5 protein-coding genes are annotated in these 5,705 nt (G+C 72.2%); 2 read left to right on the top strand and 3 right to left on the bottom strand.

Features of this window, described 5'->3' with window-relative positions; genetic code table 11:
* Positions 1 to 251: 251 nt before the first annotated feature.
* Positions 252 to 1,256, top strand: coding sequence for an ArsR/SmtB family transcription factor (locus EAO73_RS18095; RefSeq protein WP_191134128.1), 1,005 nt, complete (start codon positions 252 to 254; stop codon positions 1,254 to 1,256).
* Positions 1,257 to 1,379: 123 nt separating this feature from the next.
* Positions 1,380 to 1,790: a VOC family protein gene (locus EAO73_RS18100; protein ID WP_147972583.1), complete on the top strand. Its 411-nt coding sequence runs from the start codon at positions 1,380 to 1,382 to the stop codon at positions 1,788 to 1,790.
* Position 1,791: 1 nt separating this feature from the next.
* Here EAO73_RS18100 and EAO73_RS18105 read toward each other — a convergent pair whose 3' ends face one another.
* The 3 genes from EAO73_RS18105 to nirB form a co-directional block, all read right to left on the bottom strand.
* Entirely contained in the window at positions 1,792 to 2,709 is a 918-nt protein-coding gene (locus EAO73_RS18105; protein ID WP_147972584.1) for an oxidoreductase, read from the bottom strand.
* A gap of 74 nt (positions 2,710 to 2,783) precedes the next feature.
* Entirely contained in the window at positions 2,784 to 3,143 is a 360-nt protein-coding gene (gene nirD, locus EAO73_RS18110) for a nitrite reductase small subunit NirD (protein ID WP_147972585.1), read from the bottom strand.
* Positions 3,143 to 5,689 carry a nitrite reductase large subunit NirB gene (nirB, locus tag EAO73_RS18115; protein ID WP_147972586.1) on the bottom strand — a complete coding sequence of 849 codons (2,547 nt, stop codon included), beginning with the start codon at positions 5,687 to 5,689 and terminating at the stop codon, positions 3,143 to 3,145. The genes nirD and nirB overlap by 1 nt, the downstream gene beginning before the upstream one ends.
* Between the last annotated feature and the right edge of the window lie 16 nt (positions 5,690 to 5,705).

The following is a 5,705-nucleotide window of genomic DNA, read 5'->3' on the forward strand; positions in this document are numbered from 1 at the left end:
CGCACCCGGCTTACCCCCATCGAGTGCGGAGCCGCACCATTGCCAACCGCCGCCGAACGAGCAAAACCCCCCACGGCCTTCACTCGCTCTTCCGGTGGCTCCGGAATCGCACCCGACGACGCACAGCCTTTCGTCCGGCGGCGGGTCGGGGCGAGGCGTTTCACCTCTGGCCGAAACCCCGTGGTGACGTGCTGTTACGATTCGCATACGCTTGCGAGGGGGCAATTGCAGGTGCAAGGGGTGGGAGTTCGGTGCTGCGTATCCATGTCTCCGGATGGGACCTTTCCAGGGTGCGGATGGCCGCCGGGCCGGACGCGCTGTGGGAGACCATTCTCAGCTTTCACCGGCTGAGGGACCGGAGGGCTTCCGCGGTCTTCGGGAAATGGCGCTCGGAAACCCGCCCGAGGTTGAGCGGTGAAGTACGTCTGCTGTCCGCGGTCGTTCCGCAGCGCGGATATTTCCCCGACTTCCTGACGCCTTCTCAGGAAAACGCCGAACCACTCGGACTCGACGCCGGAATGGAAGCCGTGCGCGCCACGCCGCCCGAGCGCCTGCGCGCCGAGATCGCCGTCCTGGAGGAGTCGGGACCGCCCGGCGCCCGGCGCGCGGCCCGGCGCGCCCGCCTGGAGCCGCTGCGCGCGGGCGGCGCCCAGCCGCTGGGCCGGCTCGTCGGCGCGTTACGGGACTACCACCGCGCCGCCGTCGAGCCGTACTGGCCGCACATCCAGTCCGCCGTCGAGGCCGACCGCGCGATCCGGGGCCGCGCCCTCCTGGACGGCGGCACCGACGAACTGCTCGCCTCGCTCCCGCCGGTCATCCGGTGGCGGGCACCCGTCCTGGAGGCGGACTACCCCGTCGACCGGGACCTCCACCTGGACGGGCGCGGACTGCTCCTCCAGCCCTCGTACTTCTGCCGGGGCACCCCCGTCGTCCTGCGCGACCCGCTGCTCCCGCCGGTCCTGGTGTACCCGGTCGCGCACCCGGCCGCCCCCGCCTTCGCCGAACCGGGCCCCTGGCTCGGCCGGCTCCTCGGACAGACCCGCTCCACCGTCCTGCGGGCCATCGGCGACGGCTGCACGACGAGCGAACTGGCCCGGCGCGCCGGGGTCTCCCTCGCCTCGGCCAGCCAGCACGCCTGCGTCCTGCGCGAGGCGGGCCTCGTCCACACCCTGCGGCACGGCGGCTCCGTCCTGCACACCCTGACCCCGCTGGGCGGCTCGCTGCTGCGGGGCGGGGCGCCGCTGGCGGTTTCCTGAGCCGGCCCGCACGGAAAGGATGTGCGGCCCGCACCGATGAGTTCCGGGCGGGCCCGGCGTCTACCTGTCGAGAAGCGTTCGACAGACGCACACGGAACCACGCACCGAGAGAGCGAGACGGCCATGCCTCAGATGATCTTCGTGAACCTGCCGGTCAAGGACCTGGAGACGTCCAAGAGCTTCTACGGCAAGCTGGGCTACTCCTTCAACCCGCAGTTCAGCGACGAGCGCACCGCCTGCCTCGTCATCAGCGACACGATCTTCGCGATGCTCCTCCAGGAGGAGCGCTTCAAGGACTTCACCAAGAAGGAGATCGCGGACGCCTCGACGTCCACCGAGGTGATCCTCGCGCTCAGCGCAGACACCCGCGAGAAGGTGGACGAGCTGGCCGACGCGGCCCTCGCGAGCGGCGGTTCCCCCGCCAACGAGCCGCAGGACCTCGGCTTCATGTACGGCCGGTCCTTCCAGGACCCGGACCACCACATCTGGGAGGTCGTCTGGATGGACCCCTCCGCCGTCGAGGACCAGGGCTGAGCTACAGCCCGGCGTACGTCACGCCGGTCAGCTGCTCCGATGCCACCCACAGGCGCTCGCCCGCCACGTCGTCGCGCGTCCGGTCCGCCCGCCAGGAGGGGCCGGGCGCGCCGCGCCAGCCCCGCCGCGGGCCGGTGAACCAGTCGGGGCGCACACCCGGCGCGGTGGCCGCGTACAGCGTGGGCAGGGCCCCGGCCGACGCGGGCTGGGCGAGGACGTTGGCGAGGCTCATGACCCGTTCCACCGCTCTGCGCCGCTCCATCCGGGCCCCCGCCGTGTGCAGGTTGGTCGCGGCGAGGCCGGGGTGCGCGGCGGCGGCGACCAGGGCGCTGCCGGCCGCCGCGGCCCGCCGGGCCAGCTCGTGGACGAAGAGCAGATTGGCGGTCTTCGAGCGCCCGTAGGCGATCCAGCGGCGGTAGTTCCGCTCGCTGTTGAGGTCGCCCATGTCGATGTCGGCCAGCGCGTGCAGCCCGCTGGAGACGGTCACCACCCGGGCGCCGTCGGTGGCCAGCAGCTTCGGCAGCAGCAGCCCGGTGAGCGCGAAGTGTCCGAGGTGGTTGACGCCGAACTGCGTCTCGAAACCGTCGGCGGTCCGCCCGTACGGAAGGGCCATCACACCGGCGTTGTTGATCAGCAGATCGAGCCGGTCCGCGCGGTAGTCCGCCGCGAACTCGCGTACGGAGGACAGGTCGGCCAGGTCCAGCGCCGCGAACTCCACATCCGCGCCGCGCACCGCGAACCGGATGAGGTCGGCCGCCTCCTTGCCGCGTCGTTCGTCGCGGCAGGCGAGCAGCACCCTGGCTCCGCAACGGGCCAGTTCGCGGGCGGTGTGCAGCCCGATCCCGCTGTTGGCCCCCGTCACCACGGCCGTCCGGCCGCTCTGGTCGGGTATGTCGCGCGCACTCCAGCCGTGGCTCATGGATCAAGCGTACGACCGGGAACGCGGACGGCCGGAAGCACCCGTTCGGGGGTTCTTCCGGCCGCTGCCGTGTGTCAGTCCGCGCGGACCTCGAAGACCGGTACGGAGACCTCGTCGTCGTCCAGGCAGGCGCCCGTCGCCAGGTCGAAGCGCTGTTTGAGCAGGGGCGAGGCGACGAAGGGCTGCCCGCCGTCCGAGCCGACCAGTCCGCGCGAGAGGACGTAGGCACCGGTGAACGGGTCGCGGTTGTCGATGGCGTACGTCCGCCCCGCCCGGTCCAGGAAGAGCGCGACCTGCCGGCCGTCCGGGAGGAGGGCGGCGACCCCGCGGCCCGGGGTCAGCAGCGAGCGGTCGCACACCGTGACCCAGCCGTCCCCGGCGGCGAGCCGGATGCTGCGGGTGTCCTGCGCGGTCTCCAGCGTCTGCGTGGTCATCAGGAGGCGGTCCCTTCAAGAGTGCGGATGGCGAGAACCGGGCCCGCGAGGATGTCCAGGTCGGGCTTGATCTGGTCGCGTTCCGGGACGAACTTCACCGACGGGTCGGGCGCGTCGGGGGCGTTGACGAAGGTGACGAACCGGCGCAGCCGCTCCGGGTCGTTGATGGTCTCGGCCCACTCGTCGCGGTAGCCGCGGACGTGGTCGGCCATCAGCCGCTCCAGCTCGTCGCAGAGCCCGAGCGAGTCGTGCACGACGACGTCCCGGACGTGCTCCAGGCCGCCCTCGATCCCCTCCAGCCAGGCCGAGGTGCGCTCCAGCCGGTCCGCGGTGCGGATGTAGAACATCAGGAACCGGTCGATGAGCCGGACCAGTTCGGCGTCCGACAGGTCCTGGGCGAGCAGATCCGCGTGGCGCGGGGTCGCGCCGCCGTTGCCGCCCACGTAGAGGTTCCAGCCGCCGGCCGTGGCGATGATCCCGAAGTCCTTGCCCCGGGCCTCCGCGCACTCCCGGGCGCAGCCCGAGACCGCCGACTTCAGCTTGTGCGGGGAGCGCAGACCCCGGTAGCGCAGCTCCAGGTCGATCGCCATCTTCACGGAGTCCTGCACGCCGTAGCGGCACCAGGTCTGCCCCACACAGGACTTGACCGTGCGCAGCGACTTCCCGTACGCGTGCCCCGACTCGAAGCCCGCGTCGACGAGCCGGGTCCAGATCAGGGGCAGCTGGTCGACCCGGGCGCCGAACAGGTCGATGCGCTGGCCGCCGGTGATCTTGGTGTAGAGCCCGAAGTCGCGGGCCACCTCGCCGATCACGATCAGCTTCTCCGGGGTGATCTCGCCGCCGGGTATGCGCGGCACGATCGAATACGAACCGTTGCGCTGGAGGTTCGCCAGGAAGTGGTCGTTGGTGTCCTGGAGGGCCGCCTGCTCGCCGTCCAGCACATAGCCGCTGGCGCCGACCGTGGGCGCCAGTGAGGCGATGACCGAGCCGACCGTCGGCTTGCACACCTCGCAGCCGTCACTTCCGCGCGCCGCCTCCCGCCCGTGCGAGTCGAGGAGTTCGGCGTACGAGGTGATCCCCAGGGTGCGGACGATCTCGTACAGCTCGCTGCGGGTGTACGCGAAGCAGCCGCACAGGCCCGCGTCCGCGCTCTGCGGGAGCAGCTGGCCGATCACCTTGACGCAACTGCCGCAGCCGGTGCCCGCCTTGGTGCACTTCTTCACCTCGGGCAGGGTGGTGTGCTCGCAGATCGCGCCCTTGGTGACGTTGTGGCAGGAGCAGATCACCGCCTCGTCGGGCAGCGCGGAGGGCCCCAGCACGACCGGGCCGCCCGCACCGGCCGGCAGCACCAGCTGCTCCGGGGCGACCGGCAGGACGGTGCCGGTCATCGGGCGCAGCGTGCCGTACTGGTCGGCGTCGCCCACCAGCACCCCGCCGAGCAGGGTGCCGTCCCGGGCGATCACCAGCTTCTTGTAGACGCCGGAGCGGGCGTCCGCGTAGACGACGTCGAGGCAGCCCTCGGCGGCGCCGTGCGCGTCTCCGAAGGAGGCCACGTCCACGCCGAGCAGCTTCAGCTTCGTCGACAGATCGGCGCCGGTGAACGCGGCCTCCTTGCCCGCGATCACCTCGGCGGCCGTCAGCGCCATCTCGTACCCGGGCGCCACCAGCCCGTACACCCGGCCGTCGGAGGCGAGTGCGCACTCGCCGATGGCGAAGACCGCCGGGTCGGAGGTCCGGCACTCCTCGTCGACGACGATCCCGCCGCGCTCCCCGACCGCCAGACCGCAGTCCCGGGCCAGCTGGTCGCGGGGGCGGACCCCGGCCGAGAACACCACCAGGTCCGTGGCCAGCGCGGAGCCGTCGGAGAGCGACATCCCGGTCACCACGCCGTCCTCGCCCGCGATCACCTCCTGCGTACCGACCCCGGTGTGGACGCTCAGGCCCATGTCCTCGATGGTGCGCAGCAGCGCCGCGCCCCCGCCCTCGTCGACCTGGACCGGCATCAGCCGGGGCGCGAACTCCACCACGTGCGTTTCCAGGCCGAGGCCCTTCAGCGCGCCCGCGGCCTCCAGACCGAGCAGCCCGCCGCCGACCACCGCACCGGTCGTCGCCGTCCTCGCGTACTCCTCGATGGCGAGCAGGTCCTCGATCGTCCGGTAGACGAAGCAGCCGGGGCTGTCCTTGCCGGGGACCGGCGGCACGAACGGGTAGGACCCCGTCGCCAGCACCAGCGTGTCGTACGCGAAGGTCTCCCCGGACCGCGCGGTGACCGTACGGGCCGTGCGGTCCACCGACACCGCCGGATCGCCGAGCCGCAGCTCGAAGCCGTGCCGCTCCATGAAGCCGGGCTCGACGAGTGACAGGTCCTCCGGTGTCTTCCCCGCGAAGTACGAGGTCAGCTGGACCCGGTCGTAGGCGGCGCGGGGCTCCTCGCACAGGACGACGACCCGGGCGGTACCGGCGGCGGCGGTCAGCCCGCGCTCGGCCAGGGCCTCCAGGAAACGCTGGCCGACCATCCCGTGCCCGACGACCACGAGGGTGGGCACGGCGGGGGCGGTGGAG

Origin of the sequence: Streptomyces sp. col6 (genome assembly GCF_008042035.1) — a bacterium.
In the GTDB taxonomy this organism is placed as follows: Bacteria; Actinomycetota; Actinomycetes; order Streptomycetales; family Streptomycetaceae; genus Streptomyces.